This is a genomic window from Streptomyces sp. IBSBF 3136, from assembly GCF_036815105.1.
GTDB lineage: Bacteria > Actinomycetota > Actinomycetes > Streptomycetales > Streptomycetaceae > Streptomyces.
The window spans coordinates 1-21,022 of sequence record NZ_JAJSZC010000073.1 but is presented as its reverse complement, the minus strand read 5'-3'; the positions used below and the strand labels follow the sequence as shown (position 1 = coordinate 21,022).

Here is a 21,022-nt window from a genome sequence, read left to right as displayed (position 1 = left end):
CCCCACGGCCGTACACTGGGCCGGGGATGGCTGGCACTCGGACACGCAGAGTGCCAGGTGGACCACTCGAAGGTCCCAGGGGACGACATGCTGGAGGTGCGCGCGGATGCTGAGTGAACGCAGGCTCGAGGTGCTGCGCGCCATCGTCCAGGACTACGTGGGCACCGAGGAGCCGGTGGGCTCGAAGGCGCTCACCGAGCGGCACAACCTCGGCGTCTCCCCGGCGACCGTGCGCAACGACATGGCGGCCCTGGAGGACGAGGGCTACATCGCACAGCCGCACACCAGCGCCGGGCGCATCCCCACCGACAAGGGCTACCGGCTGTTCGTGGACAAGCTCGCGGGCGTCAAGCCGATGACCGGGCCCGAGCGCCGGGCCATCCAGAACTTCCTCGAGGGCGCCGTCGACCTCGACGACGTCGTGGCCCGCACGGTCAGGCTGCTCGCACAGCTCACCCGGCAGGTCGCCGTGGTGCAGTACCCGTCCCTGACCCGGTCCACCGTCCGGCACGTGGAGCTGCTCTCACTCGCGCCCGCGCGGGTGATGCTCGTGCTGATCACGGACACCGGCCGGGTCGAGCAGCGGATGGTCGACTGCCCGGCGCCCTTCGGCGAGGCCTCCCTCGCCGACCTCAGGGCGCGGCTGAACAGCCGGGTCGCCGGCCGCCGGTTCAGTGATGTGCCGCGTCTGGTCGAGGACCTGCCCGAGGCCTTCGAGGCCGAGGATCGCGGTACGGTCTCCACCGTGCTCTCCACCCTGCTGGAGACACTGGTCGAGGAGAACGAGGAGCGGTTGATGATCGGCGGCACCGCCAATCTCACCCGTTTCGGACATGACTTCCCCCTCACGATCCGGCCCGTCCTGGAGGCTCTTGAGGAGCAGGTCGTGCTCCTCAAGCTCCTGGGCGAGGCGAAGGATCCGGGCGTGATGGTGCGCATCGGGCACGAGAACGCCCATGAGGGACTCAACTCCACCTCCGTGGTGTCGGTCGGCTACGGTTCGGGCGGCGAGGCGGTTGCCAAGCTCGGCGTGGTCGGACCGACCCGCATGGACTATCCGGGAACGATGGGAGCGGTACGCGCAGTGGCACGGTACGTCGGACAGATCCTGGCGGAGTCGTAGGTGGCCACGGACTACTACGCCGTTCTCGGCGTGCGCCGCGACGCGTCGCAGGATGAGATCAAGAAGGCGTTCCGTCGGCTCGCGCGCGAGCTGCACCCGGACGTCAACCCCGATCCGAAGACCCAGGAGCGGTTCAAGGAGATCAACGCCGCTTACGAGGTGCTGTCGGACCCGCAGAAGAAGCAGGTCTACGACCTCGGCGGCGACCCGCTCTCCCAGTCGGGCGGCGCGGGCGCGGGCGGCTTCGGCGCCGGTGGCTTCGGCAACTTCTCCGACATCATGGACGCGTTCTTCGGCACGGCGTCGCAGCGCGGCCCGCGCTCGCGCACCAGGCGCGGCCAGGACGCCATGATCCGCATCGAGATCGAGTTGGACGAGGCGGCCTTCGGGACGACCAAGGACATCCAGGTCGACACGGCGATCGTCTGCAACACCTGCAACGGCGAGGGCGCGGCGCCGGGCACCACCGCCCAGACGTGTGACATGTGCCGCGGCCGCGGCGAGGTCTCCCAGGTGACCCGGTCCTTCCTCGGCCAGGTCATGACCTCCCGCCCCTGCCCCCAGTGCCAGGGCTTCGGCACGGTCGTGCCGACCCCGTGCCCGGAGTGCGCGGGCGACGGCCGGATCCGCTCCCGCCGCACGCTGACGGTGAAGATCCCGGCCGGTGTCGACAACGGCACCCGGATCCAGCTCGCCGGCGAGGGCGAGGTCGGCCCCGGCGGCGGTCCGGCCGGCGACCTCTACGTCGAGATCCACGAGCTGCCGCACTCGACCTTCCAGCGGCGCGGCGACGACCTGCACTGCACGGTCACCATCCCGATGACCGCGGCGGCCCTCGGCACCAAGGTGCCGCTGGAGACCCTGGACGGCATGGAGGAGGTCGACATCAGGCCCGGCACCCAGTCCGGCCAGTCGATCCCGCTGCACAACCGGGGCGTCACGCATCTGCGCGGCGGCGGCCGGGGTGACCTCATCGTGCACGTCGAGGTCACCACGCCGACCAAGCTCGACCCCGAGCAGGAGCGGCTGCTGCGCGAGCTGGCGAAGCTCCGCGGGGAGGAGCGACCCCAGGGCCAGTTCCAGCCAGGGCAGCAGGGCCTGTTCTCGCGGCTGAAGGACGCCTTCAACGGGCGCTGACGCCGGCCGGCGCGGCGGTCGGGACCCGGTCCCGGACCGCCGCCCGAGCGGCGGCCGGACCCGCGGCCGACGGCGGTGCGCACGGGGTGCCGCACAGAGTGCTCAGGCCCCCTGTGCCACTGGCCTATGCCGCGGGAAGCCCGGATTCGGACTTGTTCGAGGGACGTGGCAACATGCGGTCATGTCCTCCGCACTGACCGATCTCTTTCCACTTCCGATCGTGCAGGCCCCCATGGCGGGCGGTGTCTCCGTCCCGCAGCTCGCGGCCGCCGTGTCCGAGGCGGGCGGTCTCGGGTTCCTCGCCGCCGGGTACAAGACCGCCGACGGCATGTACCAGGAGATCAAGCAGCTGCGAGGGCTCACGGCCCGCCCGTTCGGCGTGAACCTCTTCATGCCCCAGCCCGAGTACGCGGAGTCGGGCGCGGTGGAGGTCTACGCGCACCAGCTCGCCGGTGAGGCCGCCTGGTACAAGACCGAGCTGGGCGATCCGGACAGCGGACGCGACGACGGCTACGACGCCAAGCTCGCCGTCCTCCTCGACAACCCGGTGCCGGTGGTCTCCTTCCACTTCGGCGTGCCGGCCCGGGACGTCCTCGACGCGCTGCGCCGGGCCGGGACCCTCACCCTGGTCACCGCCACCACCGCCGAGGAGGCCGCCGCCGTCGAGCGGGCCGGGGCGGACGCGGTGATCGCGCAGGGCGTGGAGGCGGGCGGCCACCAGGGCACCCACCGGGACCTCGCGGAGAACGACGGCTCCGGCATCGGACTGCTCTCGCTGGTCGCACAGGTCCGCGAGACCGTGCGCATCCCGGTCGTCGCCGCCGGCGGCATCATGCGCGGCGCCCAGATCGCCGCCGTCCTCGCGGCGGGCGCGAGCGCGGCCCAGATCGGCACCGCGTTCGTCGCCACCCCCGAGTCCGGCGCCCCCGCCCAGCACAAGCAGGCGCTGACCGACCCGCTGTTCACGCGCACCGAGCTGACCCGGGCTTTCTCCGGCCGGCCGGCGCGCGCCCTGGTCAACCGCTTCCTGCGCGAGCACGGCCCCTACGCCCCGGCCGCGTACCCCGAGATCCACCATCTGACCTCGCCGCTGCGCAAGGCCGCCGCGAAGGCAGGGGACGCCCAGGGCATGGCCCTGTGGGCCGGCCAGGGCCACCGGATGGCCCGCGAGCTGCCCGCCGGGGAACTGGTGCGGGTGCTGGCGGCCGAACTCGCCGCGGCCGGGACAGCGTTGTCGGGCCCGGCCGGCACGGGAGGTGACGGGCGATGACGGCCCCGGTCTTCGTCGTCGAGCACTTCGGTGCGGACGGCGACCGCTACGTCCTGGACGGCCCGGAAGGCCGCCACGCGGTCTCGGTCAAGCGGCTCCAGCCGGGCGAGCAGGTCGTCCTCACCGACGGCGCCGGACGCCACGCCGTGTGCGAGGTGATCGGCGCCGAGGGCAAGGACCGGCTGATCGTCCGCCTGGGCTCCGTGGCCGAGGAACCGGAGCCCTCTCCGCGCATCACCGTCGTCCAGGCCCTGCCCAAGGGCGACCGCGGCGAGGTCGCCGTCGAGACCATGACCGAGGTCGGCGTCGACGCCGTCGTGCCCTGGCAGGCGGCCCGCTGCATCACCCAGTGGCGGGGCGACCGGGGGCTGAAGGCCCTCGGCAAGTGGCGGGCCACCGCCCGGGAGGCCGGCAAGCAGTCCCGCCGGGTCCGCTTCCCCGAGATCGCGGACGCGGCCACCACCAAGCAGGTCGCCGCGCTTCTCGCCGGAGCCGACTTCGCCGCCGTGCTGCACTCCGACTTCGAGCACGGCAGCGCGCCGCTCGCCACCGCCGAACTCCCCGAGCGGGGCGAGATCGTGCTGGTCGTCGGGCCCGAAGGCGGAGTCTCCCGCGACGAGTTGGCACTCTTCGAGGAGGCGGGTGCCCGCGCCTTCGTGCTCGGCCCCTCCGTCCTGCGCACGTCCACCGCCGGCACCGCCGCCGCGGCCCTCCTGCTGGGCCGCACCGGCCGCTGGTCCTGACCCCCGAGGGACACGATGGAACTCGCCCAGATACGGCTCCTCGTCACCGACTTCCCGGCCTGTTACCGCTTCTACGCCGAGGTCCTCGGCCTCACCCCGCAGTCCGGGGCGGCCGAGGGCCCGTACGAGAAGTTCAGCCCGCACGCCGGCTCGGCCGGGATCGCCCTCCAGGACCGCGCCATGATGGCCGGCATCCTCGACGAACTGGGCGGCGCCGCCACGGGCCACCGCTCCCTGGTCGTCCTGCGGGTCGACGACCTGGACGCCTACTGCGAGGAGATCGGCTCCCGCGGCGCGACCGTCCTGCACGGGCCCGCCCCGATGACGGACCGCATGCGGGTGGCCCACCTCAAGGACCCGGAGGGGAACATGGTGGAACTCCAGGAGTGGCTTCTGCTGCGCACCTGACGACCGACGGCAGCAGCGCCCACCCGTCCACCTCGCCGCCGGCCCGCTCGCGCGCCCGCACCTCGTCCACGAACGCCCGCACGACGGAGGGCAGGTGCAGATCGGCCGCGTTCCCGTGCTCGTCGATCACGAGCCCGGAGTGGCTGTACGGATCGCTGCCCGCCACCCGGCCCGGTCCGCCCCGGAAGACCAGCCGGGCAGCGGGCCGGTCGGCCCGGCCGTCCCGGTACAGCACCAGTGTCTCCTGGCAGGGGCCGCCGTCGGGACGGTGCCGGTGCCCGACGCGCCACCACCACAGCTCCCCGTCCGGCCCCACCAGTCGTCTGAGTCCGCCTCTCCCGCCCATCACGCCGGCCTACGGCGGCCCGGACCGCACGGGTGCCCACCCGAACGGGTGAGTGGCCGTAAGCGGTCTACCGCCCCGCCCGCACCGGTGGCACGCTGCCCTTCATGGGGGCTTCGAGACGAATCGGACGTGGGCCGCGCCCCACGCGCGCACTGGCCGTGGCGGGGCTCGCGGTGGTCACGGTGGGCCTGGTGACGGCGTGTCAGCCGGGCGATCTCAGCTCGGCCGCGGTGGCGTACACCACCGACAAGACCGCCACCGACGAGCTCAAGCGGCGTCACGTGGACATCAGTTGGCTCACCTGCACCGGCAACTACGGCAGGGGCGGCTACACACCGGGGAGGTCCCCCTCGCCGACCGAGACCACCGTCGTCTCCGTCGACTGCCAGGGGCGGACCAAGGACGGCCGGAAGATCACCGTCACCGGCAAGGTGACGAAGGCCGTCGACGGCGCCTGCGTACGCGGGGACCTCACGGCCCGGGTCGGCGGCAGGCAGGTGTTCCGGGTCAGCGGACTCGGCGACTGCGACGCCACGACGGGCCCGACGTACCGGCCGCCCGTCACCTACCGGCCCACCGGCGGGGAGCCCACCGTCACGGTCACCGTCACCCGGACCCTGTGGTGCAAGGGCGACCCGACCTGCTGGCCCGTGGAGGGCAAGTGATCCGAACCGGGGGCGGGCGCACCCGCCGCTGCGTACAGTGACGGGGTGACTCAGAGCGCTCCGGCAGGATCCTCCGGCTACCTCCGATTCCCCCATCTCCACGACGACTTGGTGACCTTCACCGCCGAGGACGACGTATGGCTGGCGCCCCTGGACGGGGGCCGGGCCTGGCGGGCCGGCGCCGACAACGTGCCGGTGAACCACCCCCGCATCTCGCCCGACGGCACCACCCTCGCGTGGACCTCGACCCGGGACGGCGCCCCCGAGGTGTACGTCGCCCCGGTCGCCGGCGGACCGTCAAGACGGCTGACCTACTGGGGGAGCCTGAAGACCCAGGTGCGCGGCTGGACCCCGGACGGCGAGGTCCTCGCGCTCAGCACCCAGGGCCAGGCGAGCCTGCGCCGCACCTGGGCGCGGGCCGTCCCGCTGGACGGCGGACCGGCCACCACCCTGCCCTACGGACCGGTCGGCGACATCGCCCACGGCCCGCACACGGTACTGCTGTCCGCCCCGATGGGCCGCGAGGCCGCCTGGTGGAAGCGCTACCGGGGCGGCACGGCGGGCAAGCTGTGGATCGACCGCGGCACCGGCGACGCGGAGGGCGCCGGTGAGTTCGTCCGGCTGCACGAGGACCTGGACGGCAACATCGAGTACCCGCTGTGGGTCGGCGACCGGGTGGCGTTCCTCTCCGACCACGAGGGCACCGGGGCGCTGTACTCCTCCCTCGCCGACGGGTCAGACCTGCGGCGCCACACGCCCCTCGGCGGCACCTCCGGCCCCGGCGGGGACGGGAGCGCGGGAGGCTTCTACGCCCGGCACGCCGCCACCGACGGCACCCGGGTCGTCTACTCCAGCGCGGGCGAGCTCTGGCTGCTCGACGACCTCGACGGCGCCGCGCCCCGCCGCCTCGACATCCGCCCCGGCGGCCCGCGCGTCGACCTCCAGCCGTTCCAGGTCGACGCCGCCCGCTGGTTCGGGCACGCGACCCCCGACCACACCGCGCGCGGCAGCGCGGTCGCCGTGCGTGGCACGGTCCACTGGGTCACCCACCGCTCGGGCCCGGCCCGCGCCCTCGCCGCACAGCCCGGCGTGCGCGCCCGGCTCCCGCGCACCTTCCGCACCGACGGCGAGGAGTGGGCGGTGTGGGTGACCGACGCCGAGGGCGAGGACGCCCTGGAGTTCGCGCCCGCCACCGGAGTCGCCCCGGGCGCCACCCCGCGTCGGATCGCCGCCGGGCAGCTCGGCCGCGTCCTGGAACTGGCCATGGCCCCCGACGGCAGCCGGGCCGCCGTGGCCGCCCACGACGGACGGCTGCTGCTGGTCGAGCGGGACAGCGGCGAGGTCCGCGAGGTGGACCGCAGCGATCACGGGGACGTCGGCGACCTCGCCTTCTCCCCCGACTCCGGTTGGCTCGCCTGGTCCCACCCCGGCCCGCGCCCCCTGTGCCAGCTGCGCGTCGCCAACACCACCGACCTGTCGGTCACCGAGGCGACCCCGCTGCGTTTCCAGGACTACGCGCCCGCCTTCACCCCGGACGGCAAGTACCTCGCCTTCCTCTCCAGCCGGTCCTTCGACCCGGTCTACGACGAGCACGTCTTCGACCTGGCCTTCGTGGAGGGCGCCCGACCGCACCTGATCACCCTGGCCGCGACCACGCCCTCCCCGTTCGGCCCGCAGCGGCACGGCCGGCCCTTCGGCACCCCCGACAAGGACGAGACACCCGACAGCGAGGGCACCCCGGTCACCCGCGTCGACCTCGACGGCCTGGCCGAGCGCATCGTTGCCTTCCCGGTCGAGGCCGCCCGCTACTCCAACCTGCGTGCCGCCAGGGACGGCCTGCTCTGGCTGCGCCACCCGGTGCGCGGAGTCCTCGGCGCCTCCCGGGCCACCCCCGACGACCCCGACCCCAAGACCGAGCTGGAGCGGTACGACCTGGCCCAGCAGCGTCTGGAACACCTCGCCGCCGACGCCGACCACTTCGAGGTCAGCGGCGACGGCAAACGGGTGCTGCTGTGGGCCGACGGCCGGCTCAAGGTCGTACCCGCCGACCGGCGGGCCCCGGACGACGAGGACCGGGACTCGAACATCACCGTCGACCTGACCCGGATCCGGCACACCGTCGACCCGGCCGCCGAATGGCGGCAGATGTTCGACGAGACCGGCCGCGTCATGCGGGACAACTTCTGGCGTCCGGACATGGCCGGCGTCGACTGGGACGGCGTGCTGGAGCGCTACCGGCCCGTCCTCGCCCGCCTCGCCACCCACGACGACCTGGTGGACCTGCTGTGGGAGGTGCAGGGCGAACTCGGCACCTCCCACGCCTACGTCACCCCGCGCGGCGGCCGCGGCGGCCGGCCCCGCCAGGGCCTGCTCGGCGCCGACCTCTCCCGCCACCAGGACGGCAGCTGGCGCGTCGACCGTGTCCTGCCCGCCGAGACCTCCGACCCGGACGCCCGCTCCCCGCTCGCCGCGCCCGGTGTCGCCGTGCGCCCCGGGGACGCGATCGTCGCCGTCGGCGGCCGGCCCGTCGACCCGGTGACCGGCCCCGGCCCGCTGCTGACCGGCACGGCGGGCAAGCCGGTCGAGCTGACCGTCTCGCCCGCCGGCGGCGGCGACCCCCGGCACGCCGTGGTCGTCCCCCTCGCCGACGAGGAGCCCCTGCGCTACCACGCCTGGGTCGCCGACCGCCGCGCTCACGTCCACGCCCGGTCCGGCGGCCGCCTCGGCTACCTCCACGTGCCCGACATGCAGGCGCCCGGCTGGGCCCAGATCCACCGCGACCTGCGCGTGGAGGTGGCCCGCGAGGGCCTCGTCGTCGACGTCCGGGAGAATCGCGGCGGCCACACCTCCCAGCTCGTCGTGGAGAAGCTGGCCCGGCGGATCGTCGGCTGGGACGTGCCCCGGGGCATGCGGGCCGAGAGCTATCCGCTGGACGCGCCGCGCGGCCCCGTCGTCGCCGTCGCCAACGAGTTCTCCGGGTCCGACGGCGACATCGTCAACGCGGCGATCCGCGCCCTCGGCATCGGCCCGGTGGTCGGCACCCGCACCTGGGGCGGCGTCATCGGCATCGACAGCCGCTACCGCCTGGTCGACGGCACCCTGATCACCCAGCCCAAGTACGCCTTCTGGCTGGAGGGGTACGGCTGGGGCGTGGAGAACCACGGCGTGGACCCGGACGTGGAGGTGGTCCAGCGCCCGCAGGACTGGGCGGCGGGCCGGGACGCCCAGCTCGACTCGGCGATCGCGCTCGCGCTCGAGGCACTTCAGGAGCGGCCCGCCAAGACCCCGCCGGACCTGCCGGACCTGCCGGCCCGATAAGGCGGGCACCCGACCGACTACCATGCCCCGTACTGATCACCACCGGCGAAAGCGAGCGCAGCGAATGGCGGGAGAGCCGCAGGACGACTGCCTGTTCTGCAAGATCGTCGCGGGTCACATCCCGGCGACCATCGTCCGCGAGACAGAGACCACCGTCGCCTTCCGTGACATAAACCCCCAGGCGCCCACCCACGTCCTGGTGATCCCCAAGGCGCACTACGAGAACGGGGCCGCGCTCGCCGCCGGCGCCCCCCAACTCGCCGCCGACGTGCTCGCCGAGACGCAGGCCGTCGCCGACGAGGAGAAGCTGGACAGCTACCGAGTCGTCTTCAACACCGGCAGCGGCGCGGGCCAGACCGTCTGGCACGCCCACGCGCACGTCCTCGGGGGCCGCGGCCTTCAATGGCCGCCCGGATAACCCGTCATGTCCGTCCGTGAACTGGTGGTCCTCGGCACCGCCAGCCAGGTCCCGACCCGGCACCGCAACCACAACGGCTACCTGCTGCGCTGGGACGGCGAGGGCATCCTGTTCGACCCCGGCGAGGGCACACAGCGGCAGATGCTGCGCGCCGGGGTCGCCGCCCACGACCTCAACCGGATCTGCGTGACGCACTTCCACGGCGACCACTCCCTCGGCCTCGCCGGCGTCATCCAGCGGATCAACCTGGACCGGGTGCCGCACGAGATCAGCGCGCACTACCCGCTCTCGGGGCAGCGCTTCTTCGACCGGCTGCGGTACGCGACCGCCTACCGGGAGACGGTCCACCTCACCGAGGCACCGGTCGCCGGGGACGGCAATCTCGCGGTGACCCCGTCGTACACCCTGGAAGCCCGCAGGCTGTCCCACCCCGTCGAGTCCTACGGCTACCGGCTGACCGAACCCGACGGGCGCCGCATGCTGCCCGACCGGCTGGCCGCGCACGGGATCAAGGGCCCGGACGTCGGCCGCATCCAGCGCGAGGGCCGGCTCGGCGACGTGACGCTGGACGACGTCAGCGAGACGCGGCGCGGGCAGCGGTTCGCGTTCGTCATGGACACCCGGCTGTGCGACGGGGTGCACACGCTCGCCGAGGGCTGCGACCTGCTCGTCATCGAGTCCACCTTCCTCGACGAGGACATCGAGCTGGCCGTCGACCACGGTCATCTGACGGCGAGCCAGGCGGCCGCCGTGGCCCGGGAAGCCGGCGTGCGCCACCTCGTCCTCACCCACTTCAGCCAGCGCTACCCGGACCCCGAGGAGTTCGAGCGGCAGGCGCGCGCCGCCGGGTTCGAGGGCGAGCTGACCGTGGCGCACGACCTCCTGCGCGTGCCGGTTCCGAAGCGGGGATGAGGCGCCGCCGACGCGCCCGGTGAAGCCGCAGGTGGGAGCGTCGTACGATGATCTGATGCCCCTCCCGAAAGCAGAACTGCACCTTCACGTCGAAGGCACCCTGGAGCCCGAGCTGGCCTTCGAGCTGGCAGCCCGCAACGGCGTCGAGCTGCCGTACGCCGACACCGACGAACTGCGCGAGGCGTACCGGTTCAAGGACCTCCAGTCCTTCCTGAACCTGTACTACGAGCTGATGGCCGTCCTGCGCACCGAGCGGGACTTCGAGGACCTGGCCGACGCCTACCTCGCCCGCGCCGCCGCGCAGGGCGTGCGGCACGCGGAGATCTTCTTCGACCCGCAGGCCCACCTCGCCCGGGGCGTGGGCATGGGCACCGTCGTGGACGGGCTGTGGCGGGCGCTCGGCCGCAGCGAGGAGACCCACGGTGTCTCCACCCGGCTGATCATGTGCTTCCTGCGCGACGAGTCCGCCGAGTCGGCGCTGGAGACCCTGGAAGCGGCCCGGCCGTACCTGGACCGGATCACCGGCGTCGGCCTGGACTCGGCCGAGGTCGGCCACCCGCCGGTGAAGTTCCGTGAGGTGTACGAGGCGGCCGCCGCCCTCGGCCTGCGCCGGGTGGCGCACGCGGGTGAGGAGGGGCCGCCGGAGTACATCACCGAGGCCCTGGACGTGCTCGGCGTGGAGCGCGTCGACCACGGCCTGCGCTGCATGGAGGACCCGGCGCTGGTCGAGCGGCTGGTCCGGGAGCGCGTCCCGCTGACCCTGTGCCCGCTGTCCAACGTCCGGCTGCGGGCCGTGGAGGTCCTCGCCGGGCACCCGCTGCCGGCCATGCTCGACGCCGGACTGCTGTGCACGGTCAACTCCGACGACCCGGCCTACTTCGGCGGCTACGCGGGCGACAACTTCGACGCGGTGCGCTCGGCGCTCGGCCTCTCCGAGGAGCGGCTGCGCGAGCTGGCCCGCAACTCCTTCCTGGCCTCCTTCCTGGAGGACGACGAGGAGCGGCGGGCCCGTTACCTCGCCGAGGTGGAGGCGTACGAGTTCGGGTAGGCGGTGTCGTACGTCTGCCGCACGGGCACGGCGGGGGTGTCCACGGCGATCTCCACCACGGGCAGCGACCGCCCGCCCGCGCGCAGCGCCACCACGGTCATCGGCACCGCCACCGCCAGCAGTCCGCAGGCCAGGATCCCGCCCATGGCCGGGAACCCGGCCCACGCGGCCAGCACGCTCCCGGCCAGCGGGCCCGCCGCCGTGCCCAGCGACGCCGCCGAGCCGACCAGCACCGCCCAGCGGCCGCGCGGGTCGAGGGAGGCGGCCAGCCCGATGACGTACGACAGCACGACCGGGTAGAGCAGGTTCCAGGAGATCTCGCCCGCGGCGAAGGACGTCAGGTCGGTCGCCGACGCGCTGACCGTGATGCAGCCCGCGATGAGCGCCGTGCCCGCGCCGATCGGCACCGCCCGCCCCAGCCGGGGCCCGAGCGCCCCGGCGCCCACGACCCCGAGCAGCCCGGCGCCGAGCGCGACCGCGAACACCGCCCCGACGGTGACCTCGCCGAGGTGCGCCTGGCCGAGACCGATGCGGCCGCTGACGCCCCACAGCGAGTTCTGCGCCAGGGACCAGCACGGCATGGTGACGGCCAGCAGCAGCCCGGCCCGCGGGTGGGGGAGCCGGCCGCGGCCTGCGGCGGGGGTGAGGGCCGGGGCGGTACGCCCGGACAGGCGGCCGGTGAGCGGCCACACCGCGGCCGCGGTGAGCGCGATCGCGGCGAGCGGCTGCCCGTGGCCCGGGCCGAGGTGCGGGATCGTCAGGTACAGCGCGCCGGCCAGCGCGGAGACCCCGAGCAGGCCGAACGTGGTGACCCGGTGCGGGTCCCGCTGCGCGGCGATGCCGCAGGCGGCGACCGCCGTGGCCGTGCCGGATCCGAACCCGCCGACGACCGCGCCCGCGACGACGGCGGGCACGAGCCCGGTGAGCGCGGCCCCGCCGTAGCCGAGGACGGCGAGCGCCAGGCCGAAGCGGGCGAGGGCGCGGGCGCCGATCCGCTCCACCCGGGAGGCCAGCAGGAAGCCGGCCGCGGCCGAACTCAGCAGCAGCGCACTGCCGATGGCGCCGGCCGCGGTGGTGGAGAGCGGGAGTCCGCTGTCGAGCCGGCCCACGGTGGTGGGCAGCAGATAGGGGGCGAGGTAGCCGGCCGTGAAAAGGGCGACGAGGGGCCAGGGCATGGAGCGGGGGGCGGACACGGGCGTTCCCAGGGCAGGCGAGAGCGACGGCTCGGAAAGAGCCGGAGAGAGGGGGAGGGGCGACGGCCGTCGACGGACGGGAACGCGCGAGCAAGTTGTATCAAGCACGCGGTTCCGGAAGAAGCCCGGGGGGAGTGATCTGGATCACCTCTGCGTTTGCCTTCGTCGGGCACGGGTAGGAACGAGTGCCCCCGCGGGTCGGTTGACCGGAACCCCGAGGCATGCGCTATGGTTGATCACGTCGCGGTCGCCGGAACTCCCGGTGGCGGACAGTGCGTTGGTGGTCCAAGGAAAGACGCCCCACTTCCTGTGGGGAGATGCAGGTGCAAGGCCTGCCCGGCGCTCCGATGAAGCCCCATCCCGCTTGTGCGGGATGGGGCTCTTTTTGTCTGCCCTCCACCCTCCCGCCCTCCGGGGCCCATTGACGGCCCCGGGTCGGTGTATCTAGCCTCTTCCCCATCAGCGTTCGCATACATGGACGGCATTCATAAGGGGAGATGGTCAGGTGGCTGGCGACCCGAGTCCGCAGGACGTGGCGCAGCGGCTGCGGGAGGGCATGGCGCGCGGCGTGCTGTCCTTCCCGCTCACCGCCTTCCACGACGACGGCTCCTTCGACCCCGACGGCTCGCGCGCCCATGTCGCCGCCCGGCTCGCCGCCGCGCCCGGCGCCGTGTTCCCGGCCTGCGGTACCGGGGAGTTCTTCTCCCTGGACGAGGAGGAGTACCGGCAGGTCGTGGCCATCACCGTCGAGGAGGCGGCCGGCCGGGTGCCGGTGGTGGCCGGGACCGGGTACGGCTGGGCGCAGGCCGCCCGGTTCGCGCGCATCGCCGAGGAGGCCGGCGCCGACGCCCTGCTCGTCCTGCCGCACTACCTCGTCGCCGCCCCGCAGGACGGCCTGGCCGCCCAGCTGGAGCAGCTCGCCGCCCGCACCCGGCTGCCGCTCGTCGCCTACCAGCGCGGCCAGGTCGCCTACACCGCGGCCTCGCTGCGGCGCATCGCGCGCGTCCCGAACGTCATCGGCCTCAAGGACGGCCACAGCGACCTCGACCGCCTCCAGCGCCTCACCCTCGCCGCCCCCGAGGGCTTCCTGTTCTTCAACGGCGCCGCCACCGCCGAGATCCAGGCCCGCGCCTACGCCACCGTCGGCGTCCCCGCCTACTCCTCGGCCGTCCACGCCTTCGCGCCCGAGATCGCCGGCGCCTTCTTCCGCGCCCTGCGCGCCGGCGACCACGACACCACCGGCAAGCTGCTGCGCGACTTCTACGTCCCGCTCGTCGAACTGCGCGACCGGGCACCGGGGTACGCGGTCTCCCTGGTGAAGGCGGCCGCCCGGCTGCGCGGCGAGCGCGTCGGACCCGTCCGCGCCCCGCTCACCGACCCCGCGCCCGCCGACCTCGCCGAGCTGAAGGCCCTGCTGACCACCGGACTCGACCTCGTAGGAGCCCTGCTGTGACCCGAGACCTGACCGTCGCCGAGGTGCGGCTCACCCCGATCCTGGTCGCCGACCCGCCGCTGCTCAACACCCAGGGCGTCCACCAGCCGTACACCCCCCGGCTGATCGTGGAGGTCGTGACGGCCGACGGGACCACCGGGCTCGGCGAGACCTACGGCGACACCAAGTACCTGGAACTGGCCCGCCCCCTGGCCGAGCACCTCACCGGGCGCCGGGTCACGGACGTGAACGCGTTGTTCGCCCTCGACCTCGCCGTGGACACGTCCCGGACCGGAGCCGCCGTGGACGCGGGCGGGCTGCGGGGCGTGCAGACCGCCGACAAACTGCGGCTGTCCGTGCTCTCCGCCTTCGAGGTGGCCTGCCTGGACGCCCAGGGCAGGGCGTCCGGGCTGCCGGTGCACGCGCTGCTCGGCGGCAAGGTGCGCGACTCGGTCGAGTACAGCGCCTACCTCTTCTACAAGTGGGCCGGCCACCCCGAGGGCGTCGCCGCCGAGCCGGACGACTGGGGCGCCGCCCTCGACCCGGCCGGAGTGGTCGCCCAGGCGAGGCGGTTCACCGAGCGCCACGGCTTCACCTCCTTCAAGCTCAAGGGCGGCGTCTTCCCGCCGAAGGAGGAGATCGCCGCCGTCCGCGCGCTCGCCGAAGCGTTCCCCGGGCATCCGCTGCGGCTCGACCCCAACGGGGCCTGGTCGGTGGAGACCGCCCTGAAGGTGGCCGGGGAACTCGGGGACGTCCTGGAGTACTTGGAGGACCCCACGCTGGGCACCCCGGCGATGGCCGAGGTGTCGGCCGCGACGGACGTCCCGCTCGCCACCAACATGTGCGTCACCACCTTCGGCGAGATCAGGGAGGCGTTCACCCGGGACGCCGTCCAGGTCGTGCTCTGCGACCACCACTACTGGGGCGGACTGCGCAACACCGGTCACCTCGCCGCGATCTGCGCCGCCTTCGGCGTCGGTCTCTCCATGCACTCCAACACCCACCTCGGCATCAGCCTCGCCGCGATGACCCAGGTCGCCGCCACCGTGCCGGGCCTGCATCACGCCTGCGACTCGCACTACCCCTGGCAGTCGGAGGACGTCCTCACCGAGCGGATCGCCTTCACCGACGGCCGGGTCGCCGTCTCCGACGCGCCCGGGCTCGGCGTCGAGCTGGACCGGGACGAACTGGCCCGGCTGCACCGGCGCTGGGCCGAGGACGACGGCACCCTGCGCGACCGCGACGACGCCGCGGCGATGCGGGTGGCGGACCCCGGATGGCGGACCCCGGCGATGCCCCGCTGGTAGTCCCGCCCGGGTGCGCGGGGAGGGCGCGCAGGGGCCTGAACCGGACGGGCGGTGGTGCACACTGGCCAGATCCGCATCACGTCAGGGAGCGCACCGTGACCCCGTCCCACACGATCGCCGGAGAGGAACCGGAGCACCTCACGCGGGCATCGCGCGGCCAGGTACAGGTCGACCCGCTGGCCGCGCTGCGCACACCCGCCGATCCGCCCTGGGACGTCTACCTCACGGGCACGGTCTTCCTCGACATCATCTTCACCGGCCTGGACTCGGCCCCCGTGCGCGGCACCGAGTCCTGGGCCCGGGGCATGGGCTCCAGCCCGGGCGGGGTCGCCAACATGGCGGCAGCGCTGGCCCGCCTCGGCCTGCGGACGTCCCTCGCGGCCGCCTTCGGCGACGACCACTACGGCGAGTACTGCTGGGACGCGCTGCACCAGGGCGAAGGCATCGACCTCGGGCCCTCGCGCACGGTGCCCGGCTGGCACTCACCGGTCACCGTCTCCATGGCCTACGAGGGCGAACGGACCATGGTGTCCCACGGGCACGAGCCGCCGCCGGAGGAGCCCGCGCCCGACTTCCCGCCCCGCGCCCGGGCCGCCGTCGCCTCGCTCACCCCCGGCCGGCCCGCACCCTGGATCGCCGAGGCCGCCCGCGCGGGCACCCGGATCTTCGCCGACGTCGGCTGGGACGACACCGGAGCGTGGGACCTGTCCACGCTCACCGACCTGCGGCACTGCGAGGCGTTCCTGCCCAACGCGGCGGAGGCGATGCGGTACACGGGGGCCGACTGCCCGAGGGCGGCCGCGCACGCGCTGACCGAACACGTGCCGCTCGCGGTGGTGACCCTGGGGTCGGAGGGCGCGTACGCGGTCGACCGGCGCACCGGGGAGACCGCCGAGGTGCCCGCCATCGCGGTGGAGGCGCTGGACCCCACCGGCGCGGGCGACGTCTTCGTGGCCGGGTTCGTCACCGGCACCCTGGCCGGCTGGCCGCTCGCCGACCGCCTCGCCTTCGCCGGGCTCACCGCGGCCCTGTCCGTCCAGGAGTTCGGCGGATCGCTGTCGGCGCCGGGCTGGTCGGAGATCGGGGCGTGGTGGCGCAGGGTGCAGTCCGCGCCCGGCCAGGAACCGATGGCGCTGCGCCGGTTCGCGTTCCTCGACGGGCTCGTGCCGGAGGTGCTCGACCGGCCCTGGCCGCTGCGGCGCGCCGTGCCGACCATCGGGTTCGGCCGGTCCCGCTGAGCGCCCGGCCCGGCGCCGGTGCGGCCCCGCCAAAACCCCTACGGCCTTGTCACCCGCCCGTCGTACCCTGGAGTCGCGAGGCCGCCCTCAGCTACGCGGCCGTGACGAGGAGGAACCGCAGGCCTACAGAGCCGGCCCATGACTCAGACACCCACAGCTCACAGCCCCGCGCAGGAGCGGGCGAGAGCGCAGCTGACAGTCCCCGCTCAGCACCCGATGGTGACCGTGCTGGGGTCAGGCGACTCCCTCCTGCGCGTGATCGAGAAGGCGTTCCCGGCAGCCGACATCCACGTCCGGGGCAATGAGATCAGCGCGGTCGGCGACCCCACGGACGTCGCCCTCATCGCGCGCGTGTTCGACGAGATGATGCTGGTGCTCCGCACCGGGCAGCCGATGACGGAGGACGCAGTGGAACGCTCGATCGCCATGCTCAAGGCGAGCGACAACGGGACGAGCGACGGCCCGGAGACGCCGGCCGAGGTGCTGACCCAGAACATCCTGTCCTCGCGCGGCCGCACCATCCGCCCCAAGACGCTCAACCAGAAGCGGTACGTCGACGCGATCGACAAGCACACGATCGTCTTCGGCATCGGCCCCGCCGGCACCGGCAAGACCTACCTGGCCATGGCCAAGGCGGTGCAGGCCCTGCAGTCCAAGCAGGTCAACCGGATCATCCTCACCCGTCCCGCGGTGGAGGCGGGGGAGCGGCTCGGCTTCCTGCCCGGCACGCTCTACGAGAAGATCGACCCCTACCTGCGCCCGCTCTACGACGCGCTGCACGACATGCTCGACCCGGACTCCATCCCCCGTCTGATGGCGGCCGGGACGATCGAGGTCGCGCCGCTCGCCTACATGCGCGGACGCACGCTCAACGACGCCTTCATCATCCTGGACGAGGCCCAGAACACGAGCCCCGAGCAGATGAAGATGTTCCTCACCCGTCTGGGCTTCGACTCGAAGATCGTGATCACCGGTGACGTGACGCAGGTCGACCTGCCGAACGGCACCAAGAGCGGTCTGCGGCAGGTGCAGGAGATCCTGGAGGGCGTGGAGGACGTGCACTTCTCCCGGCTGTCGTCCCACGATGTCGTACGGCACAAGCTGGTGGGCCGTATCGTCGACGCGTACGAGTTGTACGACAGCCGGCACGGCACCGAGAACGGCACCCACAAGGGCGGCCGTGGCGGGACCGGCGCCAAGGCTCCCAAGGGGAAGTAGACCAGCACGACCATGTCGATCGACGTCAACAACGAGTCCGGTACCGAGGTCGACGAGCAGGCGATCCTCGACATCGCCCGCTACGCACTCGCGCGGATGCGCATCCACCCGCTCTCCGAGCTCTCGGTGATCGTCGTGGACGCCGACGCCATGGAGCAGCTGCACATCCAGTGGATGGACCTGCCCGGGCCCACCGATGTCATGTCGTTCCCGATGGACGAGCTCCGGCCGCCGTCCAAGGACGAGGAGGAGCCGCCGCAGGGGCTGCTCGGCGACATCGTGCTGTGCCCGGAGGTCGCCGCCAAGCAGGGGACCGAGGCGCCCACGCAGCACTCCATGGACGAGGAGCTGCAACTGCTCACCGTCCACGGGGTGCTGCACCTGCTCGGGTACGACCACGAGGAGCCGGACGAGAAGGCCGAGATGTTCGGCCTCCAGGCCGCCATCGTCGACGGGTGGCGGGCCGAGCACGGCCTGACCGGGCCGTCGCCTGCGCCCACCGTCTCGTAGCCGGGCCGGCCCTCGTATGAGTCCGCAGATCGTGGTCGGCGCGATCGCGCTGATCGTCGTGGCCTGGCTCGCCGCCTGCGCGGAGGCGGGCCTCGCCCGTGTCTCCAGCTTCCGTGCCGAGGAGGCCGTGCGCAACGGCCGGCGCGGCAGCGCCAAGCTGGCCCAGGTCGCCGCCGATCCCACCCGCTATCTGAACGTGGCCCTGCTGGTCCGCGTCGCCTGCGAGATGGCGGCCGCGGCCCTGGTGACCTACGCCTGTCTGCAGGAGTTCACGGCCACCTGGCAGGCCCTGCTGGTCGCCATCGGCGTGATGGTCCTGGTGTCGTACGTCGCCGTCGGCGTCTCCCCGCGCACCATCGGCCGCCAGCACCCGCTGAACACCGCGACGGCGGCGGCGTACGTGCTGCTGCCGCTGGCCCGCGTCATGGGACCCGTCCCGTCCCTGCTGATCCTCATCGGCAACGCGCTCACCCCCGGCAAGGGCTTCCGCCGCGGCCCCTTCGCCTCCGAGGCGGAGCTGCGCGCGCTGGTCGACCTCGCCGAGAAGGAGTCGCTGATCGAGGACGAGGAGCGCCGCATGGTGCACTCGGTCTTCGAACTCGGCGACACCCTGGTGCGCGAGGTGATGGTGCCGCGCACCGACCTGGTCGTCATCGAGCGGTACAAGACCATCCGCCAGGCCCTCACCCTCGCCCTGCGCTCCGGGTTCTCCCGGATCCCGGTCACCGGCGAGAGCGAGGACGACATCGTCGGGATCGTGTACCTGAAGGACCTGGTCCGCAAGACGCACATCAGCCGGGACGCCGAGAACGACCTGGTGTCCACGGCCATGCGGCCGGCCGTCTTCGTGCCGGACACCAAGAACGCCGGCGACCTGCTGCGTGAGATGCAGAAGGACCGCAACCACGTCGCCGTCGTCATCGACGAGTACGGCGGCACCGCCGGGATCGTCACCATCGAGGACATCCTGGAGGAGATCGTCGGCGAGATCACCGACGAGTACGACCGTGAGCTGCCGCCCGTGGAGGACCTCGGCGAGGACCGCTACCGGGTCACCGCCCGCCTCGACATCACCGACCTCGGCGAGCTGTACGGCCTGGAGGAGTACGACGACGAGGACGTGGAGACCGTCGGCGGACTGCTCGCCAAGGCGCTCGGCCGCGTGCCCATCGCCGGCGCCTCGGCCGAGGTCGAACTCCCCGACGAACGCAGGCTGAAGCTGACGGCCGAGGCGGCGGCAGGCCGCCGCAACAAGATCGTCACGGTGCTGGTGGAGCCGGCCGACGGCTCCGCCGAGGAGGCGGTGGCCGAGTGACCCCCCAGGAGCTGCGCGCCTTCTGCCTGTCCTTCAACGAGGCCGCGGAGGACTTCCCGTTCAACCCGGAGACGTCCGTCTTCAAGGTCCTCGGCAAGATGTTCGCCCTGACGAACCTGAGCGCGCGGCCCCTGACGGTCAATCTCAAGTGCGACCCGGAGGACGCCGTCCGGCTGCGCGGCGAGCACGAGGGGCTGATCGTCCCCGGCTGGCACATGAACAAGCGCCACTGGAACACCGTCTCGGTGACCGGCGGACTGCCCGACCGGCTGGTCAGGGAGCTGATCGAGGACTCCTACGACCTCGTCGTCGCGGGCCTGCCGAGGACGGAGCGGCTGCGGCTGGACCGGCCGTAAATCCGTGTCGGCACCGGCTGAGACCGTGTCAGAATCCGGCGCATGATCGTTCGATACCCGCGCCCGCTGCGCCCCGGTGACCGCATAGGTGTGACCTCGCCCTCCAGCGGGGTCGCCAAGGAGCTCCGAGGGCGCCTCGACGTCGCGGTCCGCGACCTCGAGGCGCGCGGCTACGAGGTCGTCGTCGGCCGGTGCATGGACGGCTCGACGCACATCAGCGCGCCGGCCGCCGAACGCGCCGCCGAGCTGACCGCGATGCTGACCGACCCGGCGATCCGGGCCGTGGTGCCGCCGTGGGGCGGGGAGACGGCGATCGACCTGCTGCCGCTGCTCGACTTCGATCGGATCGGGCGGGCCGAGCCCACCTGGGTCGTCGGCTGGTCCGACATGTCCACCATCATCACGCCGCTGACCCTGCTCACCGGGGTCGCGACCGTCCACGGCAACAACCTCATGGACACGCCCTACCGGACGCCCGGGGGTCTGACGTCCTGGCTGGACATCGTGACCGCGCCGCAGGGCGAGCCGTTCACGCAGACCCCGCCCGGCCGCCACCGCTCCACCGGCTGGGACGACTGGACCCGCGACCCGGGGATCCGTGACCTCACCCTGGACGCCGAAGGCGGCTGGACCCGGCTCGACGGCACCGGTGACGTGGACGTCGAGGGCCGGCTGATCGGCGGCTGCATCGAGACCCTGGTCAACGTGGCGGGCACGCGCCTGCTGGACACCCGCTCCTTCGCGGACGGCGACGACCTCCTCGTCTACGTCGAGGCCTGCGAGGACAACGCCTACACCATCTGCCGCAACCTGCACGGCATGCGGCTCGCCGGGTTCTTCGACCGCGCCGCCGCCGTCCTCGTGGGCCGAACCAAGGCCCCCGACGGCCGCACCCTCACCCAGGACGAGGCCGTCCTCGACGCCCTCGGCCCCCTGGGCGTGCCCATCGTCGCCGGTGTCGAGTGCGGACACGTGCCGCCCTACCTCCCCCTGGTGAACGGCGCGGGGGGGGGGGGGGGGGGGGGGGGGGGGGGGGGGGGGGGGGGGGGGGGGGGGGGGGGGGGG

20 protein-coding genes are annotated in these 21,022 nt (G+C 73.3%); 18 read left to right on the top strand and 2 right to left on the bottom strand.

Annotated elements, in window-relative coordinates; genetic code table 11:
- The first annotated feature begins 106 nt into the window (after positions 1 to 106).
- The 5 genes from hrcA (at position 107) to V7E45_RS17845 (ending at position 4,681) form a co-directional block, all read left to right on the top strand.
- On the top strand, positions 107 to 1,123 hold the full coding sequence (gene hrcA / locus V7E45_RS17865) for a heat-inducible transcriptional repressor HrcA (protein WP_333775169.1): 1,017 nt from the start codon (positions 107 to 109) through the stop codon (positions 1,121 to 1,123).
- Positions 1,124 to 2,260 (top strand): molecular chaperone DnaJ, encoded by a 1,137-nt coding sequence (gene dnaJ / locus V7E45_RS17860; protein ID WP_333775168.1) that lies wholly within the window; start codon positions 1,124 to 1,126, stop codon positions 2,258 to 2,260.
- 181 nt (positions 2,261 to 2,441) lie between these two features.
- Positions 2,442 to 3,530: a nitronate monooxygenase gene (locus V7E45_RS17855; RefSeq protein ID WP_333775167.1), complete on the top strand. Its 1,089-nt coding sequence runs from the start codon at positions 2,442 to 2,444 to the stop codon at positions 3,528 to 3,530.
- On the top strand, positions 3,527 to 4,273 hold the full coding sequence (locus tag V7E45_RS17850) for a 16S rRNA (uracil(1498)-N(3))-methyltransferase (protein WP_333775166.1): 747 nt from the start codon (positions 3,527 to 3,529) through the stop codon (positions 4,271 to 4,273). Before V7E45_RS17855 ends, V7E45_RS17850 begins: the two co-directional genes overlap by 4 nt.
- 15 nt (positions 4,274 to 4,288) lie before the next feature.
- Positions 4,289 to 4,681: a VOC family protein gene (locus V7E45_RS17845; RefSeq protein ID WP_333775165.1), complete on the top strand. Its 393-nt coding sequence runs from the start codon at positions 4,289 to 4,291 to the stop codon at positions 4,679 to 4,681.
- Here V7E45_RS17845 and V7E45_RS17840 read toward each other — a convergent pair.
- Positions 4,623 to 5,027: a hypothetical protein gene (locus tag V7E45_RS17840; RefSeq protein ID WP_333775164.1), complete on the bottom strand. Its 405-nt coding sequence runs from the start codon at positions 5,025 to 5,027 to the stop codon at positions 4,623 to 4,625. The two genes, V7E45_RS17845 and V7E45_RS17840, sit on opposite strands and share 59 nt — an antisense overlap.
- 104 nt (positions 5,028 to 5,131) lie before the next feature.
- Here V7E45_RS17840 and V7E45_RS17835 point away from each other — a divergent pair, with 104 nt between their 5' ends.
- The 5 genes from V7E45_RS17835 (at position 5,132) to V7E45_RS17815 (ending at position 11,388) form a co-directional block, all read left to right on the top strand.
- Complete coding sequence (locus V7E45_RS17835; protein WP_333775163.1) at positions 5,132 to 5,692, top strand: hypothetical protein; 561 nt, start codon at positions 5,132 to 5,134, stop codon at positions 5,690 to 5,692.
- A gap of 45 nt (positions 5,693 to 5,737) precedes the next feature.
- Entirely contained in the window at positions 5,738 to 9,010 is a 3,273-nt protein-coding gene (locus V7E45_RS17830; protein WP_333775162.1) for a S41 family peptidase, read from the top strand.
- Positions 9,011 to 9,074: 64 nt separating this feature from the next.
- Positions 9,075 to 9,428 (top strand): histidine triad nucleotide-binding protein, encoded by a 354-nt coding sequence (locus V7E45_RS17825; RefSeq protein ID WP_333775161.1) that lies wholly within the window; start codon positions 9,075 to 9,077, stop codon positions 9,426 to 9,428.
- Positions 9,429 to 9,434: 6 nt separating this feature from the next.
- Positions 9,435 to 10,340, top strand: coding sequence for a ribonuclease Z (locus tag V7E45_RS17820; RefSeq protein WP_333775160.1), 906 nt, complete (start codon positions 9,435 to 9,437; stop codon positions 10,338 to 10,340).
- Between the two features lie 55 nt (positions 10,341 to 10,395).
- Entirely contained in the window at positions 10,396 to 11,388 is a 993-nt protein-coding gene (locus V7E45_RS17815; RefSeq protein ID WP_333775159.1) for an adenosine deaminase, read from the top strand.
- Here the strand turns inward: V7E45_RS17815 and V7E45_RS17810 are convergent.
- Entirely contained in the window at positions 11,352 to 12,581 is a 1,230-nt protein-coding gene (locus V7E45_RS17810; protein ID WP_333775158.1) for an MFS transporter, read from the bottom strand. The two genes, V7E45_RS17815 and V7E45_RS17810, sit on opposite strands and share 37 nt — an antisense overlap.
- 556 nt (positions 12,582 to 13,137) lie before the next feature.
- Here V7E45_RS17810 and V7E45_RS17805 point away from each other — a divergent pair.
- From V7E45_RS17805 to V7E45_RS17770, 8 genes are all read left to right on the top strand, one after another.
- Complete coding sequence (locus tag V7E45_RS17805; protein ID WP_333775180.1) at positions 13,138 to 14,034, top strand: 5-dehydro-4-deoxyglucarate dehydratase; 897 nt, start codon at positions 13,138 to 13,140, stop codon at positions 14,032 to 14,034.
- On the top strand, positions 14,031 to 15,320 hold the full coding sequence (locus tag V7E45_RS17800; protein ID WP_333775157.1) for a glucarate dehydratase family protein: 1,290 nt from the start codon (positions 14,031 to 14,033) through the stop codon (positions 15,318 to 15,320). Before V7E45_RS17805 ends, V7E45_RS17800 begins: the two co-directional genes overlap by 4 nt.
- Positions 15,321 to 15,433: 113 nt before the next feature.
- A complete protein-coding gene (locus V7E45_RS17795; RefSeq protein ID WP_333775179.1) occupies positions 15,434 to 16,558 on the top strand; it encodes a carbohydrate kinase family protein in 1,125 nt (374 codons plus the stop codon).
- Between the two features lie 138 nt (positions 16,559 to 16,696).
- Positions 16,697 to 17,776 carry a PhoH family protein gene (locus V7E45_RS17790; protein ID WP_333775156.1) on the top strand — a complete coding sequence of 360 codons (1,080 nt, stop codon included), beginning with the start codon at positions 16,697 to 16,699 and terminating at the stop codon, positions 17,774 to 17,776.
- 12 nt (positions 17,777 to 17,788) lie between these two features.
- Positions 17,789 to 18,286 (top strand): rRNA maturation RNase YbeY, encoded by a 498-nt coding sequence (gene ybeY, locus V7E45_RS17785; protein WP_317443245.1) that lies wholly within the window; start codon positions 17,789 to 17,791, stop codon positions 18,284 to 18,286.
- Positions 18,287 to 18,302: 16 nt separating this feature from the next.
- Complete coding sequence (locus V7E45_RS17780) at positions 18,303 to 19,601, top strand: hemolysin family protein (protein WP_333775155.1); 1,299 nt, start codon at positions 18,303 to 18,305, stop codon at positions 19,599 to 19,601.
- Positions 19,598 to 19,957, top strand: a complete 360-nt coding sequence (locus tag V7E45_RS17775) for an MmcQ/YjbR family DNA-binding protein (protein ID WP_333775154.1) — start codon at positions 19,598 to 19,600, stop codon at positions 19,955 to 19,957. The genes V7E45_RS17780 and V7E45_RS17775 overlap by 4 nt, the downstream gene beginning before the upstream one ends.
- Positions 19,958 to 19,999: 42 nt before the next feature.
- Positions 20,000 to 21,022: S66 family peptidase (locus tag V7E45_RS17770; RefSeq protein ID WP_333775153.1), on the top strand; the 1,023-nt coding region annotated here is incomplete at its 3' end.